The organism is Streptomyces lydicus (genome assembly GCF_000717345.1).
Classification (GTDB): Bacteria; Actinomycetota; Actinomycetes; order Streptomycetales; family Streptomycetaceae; genus Streptomyces; species Streptomyces lydicus.
Window position 1 is genome coordinate 1 of record NZ_JNZA01000089.1, and the last position, 2,054, is coordinate 2,054.

The 2,054-nt window shown below is 69.0% G+C and carries 2 protein-coding genes; both read left to right on the forward strand.

Annotated elements, in window-relative coordinates; translation table 11 throughout:
• The coding region (locus OO62_RS39860; RefSeq protein ID WP_157850196.1) for an acyltransferase domain-containing protein at positions 1 to 403 on the forward strand (403 nt) is incomplete at its 5' end.
• On the forward strand, positions 381 to 2,054 hold a 1,674-nt coding region (locus OO62_RS36820), incomplete at its 3' end, for a type I polyketide synthase (protein WP_282916363.1). The genes OO62_RS39860 and OO62_RS36820, both read left to right, overlap by 23 nt.

The following is a 2,054-nucleotide window of genomic DNA, read 5'->3' on the forward strand; positions in this document are numbered from 1 at the left end:
GGCGCCGCTGGTTGCTGGTCGTGCGGGTGAGGTGGGTGTGGCGGCGGTGAATGGTCCGTCGTCGGTGGTGGTGTCGGGTGTTGAGGGTGCGGTGGGGGAGGTTGCCGCGCATTTTGAGGCGTTGGGGCGGCGGGTGCGTCGTTTGCGGGTGAGTCATGCGTTCCATTCGCCGTTGATGGATCCGATGTTGGAGGAGTTTGGTGGGGTGGTGCGGTCGGTGGAGTTTTCTCGGCCGCGGTTGGGGATGGTGGCTGGTGAGGGGGTGTGTGATCCGGAGTTTTGGGTGCGGCATGTGCGGGATGCGGTGCGGTTTGCGGATCAGATTTCCTGGTTGGAGAACGCGGGTGTCTCGACGCGAATTGCACGTCCGAGGCGTGCGGGTGAACTGGGAAGCGTTCCTTGAGGGAAACGGGCACCGTGGTCGTCGCACGACCCTGCCGACCTACGCATTCCAGCGCGAGCGCCACTGGCTGCCGGACCTCGAAAAGTCTGCGAATACTGAAAAGGCTCCGGAGAGCGATAGGGCTGGGGAAACCCCGAAGGCTCAGGACACCGGCAAGGTCCCGGACACCGAAGAGGCCCCGCGCGTCGAGCGGCAGGAACTGAGTCTTGCCGAACGGGTCGCCGCGGCACCGCGCGAGGACGCCGAGCGCCTGCTTCGTGAGGTCGTACGCGTCCAGGTCGCCGTCGTCCTGGGACATGACAGCGCCGACACCGTCAAAATGGAGAGCCGGTTCAAGGAACTCGGGTGTGACTCCTTGATGGCGGTGGAGCTCTGCAGCCGACTCGGCGATGCCACGGGACAGCGTCTGCCCGCGAGCCTCACCTTCGACCACCCGACCCCGAATGCCGTGGTCAGTCACCTGCTGGCGGAAATGCGCCGCGGCCAGGACCTGGAACCGGTGACGGAAACCGCAGCCGGGGACACGGTCGTGCCGCAGGTGAGTGCTGGCTCCGAGGCCGATCCGGCCGAGGACGACCCGATCGCCATCGTGTCGATGGCCTGCCGCTTTCCGGGGGGAATTGCGTCGCCGGAGGACCTGTGGCGGCTCGTCGCGGAGGGCGGGGACGCGATTTCGGTGTTCCCGGCGGACCGTGGTTGGGATGTGGCGGCGCTGTACGACGCGGACCCGGAGCACTCGGGCACCTCGTATGTACGCGAGGGCGGTTTCCTGCACGAGGCGGCGGAGTTCGATCCGGCGTTCTTCGGGATTTCGCCGCGTGAGGCGTTGGCGATGGATCCGCAGCAGCGGTTGCTGCTGGAGACGTCGTGGGAGGCGTTCGAGCGGGCCGGCATCGTGCCACGGTCGCTCCGCGGCTCCAGGACCGGGGTCTTCGTGGGCGCGACCGCCCAGGATTACGGCCCCAGGCTGCACGAGGCGGCCGACGGAGCCGAGGGCTACGCACTGACGGGCACGACCGCGAGCGTGCTGTCGGGCCGGTTGTCGTACACGTTCGGGCTGGAGGGGCCGGCGGTGACGGTGGACACCGCGTGCTCGTCGTCGCTGGTCGCCCTGCACCTGGCCGTGCGGGCGCTCCGGCAGGGCGAGTGCACGCTCGCGCTGGCGAGCGGCGCGACGGTGATGTCCCACCCCGGAATGTTCGTCGAGTTCAGTCGTCAGCGGGGATTGGCGGCGGACGGCCGGTGCAAGGCGTTCGCGGCCGGTGCGGACGGCACCGGGTGGGCTGAAGGCGTCGGTGTGCTGGTGCTGGAGCGCCTGTCGGACGCGCGCCGTAACGGTCATGAGGTCCTGGCGGTGGTGCGGGGTACGGCGGTGAACCAGGACGGTGCGAGCAACGGCCTGACGGCCCCGAACGGTCCCTCGCAGCAGCGGGTGATCCGGCAGGCGCTGGCCGACGCCCGTCTGTCGCCGTCCGAGGTGGATGTGGTGGAGGCGCACGGTACGGGGACCCGGCTGGGTGATCCGATCGAGGCGCAGGCGTTGCTGGCGACGTACGGGCAGGGGCGGGCGGAGGGGCGGCCTCTGTGGTTGGGGTCGTTGAAGTCGAATGTGGGGCATACGCAGGCTGCTGCGGGTGTCGGTGGTGTCATC